This window comes from Sedimentibacter sp. B4 (genome assembly GCF_000309315.1).
In the GTDB taxonomy this organism is placed as follows: Bacteria; Bacillota; Clostridia; order Tissierellales; family Sedimentibacteraceae; genus Sedimentibacter; species Sedimentibacter saalensis.
In genome coordinates, this window is sequence record NZ_CANG01000058.1 from 1 (window position 1) to 236 (window position 236).

Annotated in this window: 1 protein-coding gene; it reads right to left on the minus strand. The window is 75.0% G+C overall.

The genetic code is table 11. The annotated features are described in order from the left end of the window. On the minus strand, window positions 1-236 hold a 236-nt coding region (locus BN358_RS09980), incomplete at both ends, for an FGGY family carbohydrate kinase (protein WP_040582342.1).

The window sequence follows — 236 nt, forward strand, 5'->3', positions numbered from 1 at the left end:
CCACGAGGTCGGCCGCCGGGCGGCCGACCGGGTGTCGTTCCACAACAGGGCGGGACGAATCACCCGGCCGTCCGCGTCCAGGACGACCATGCCGTGCTGCTGGCCGCCGATGCTGACGGCTCCCGCACCGTCAAGCCCGCCGGCTTCGGCGATGGCCGCCTGCAGGGCCGTCCACCAGTGCGCAGGCTCGACCTCGGTCCCCGCAGGGTGGGACGACCGGCCGGATCCGAGCAGGG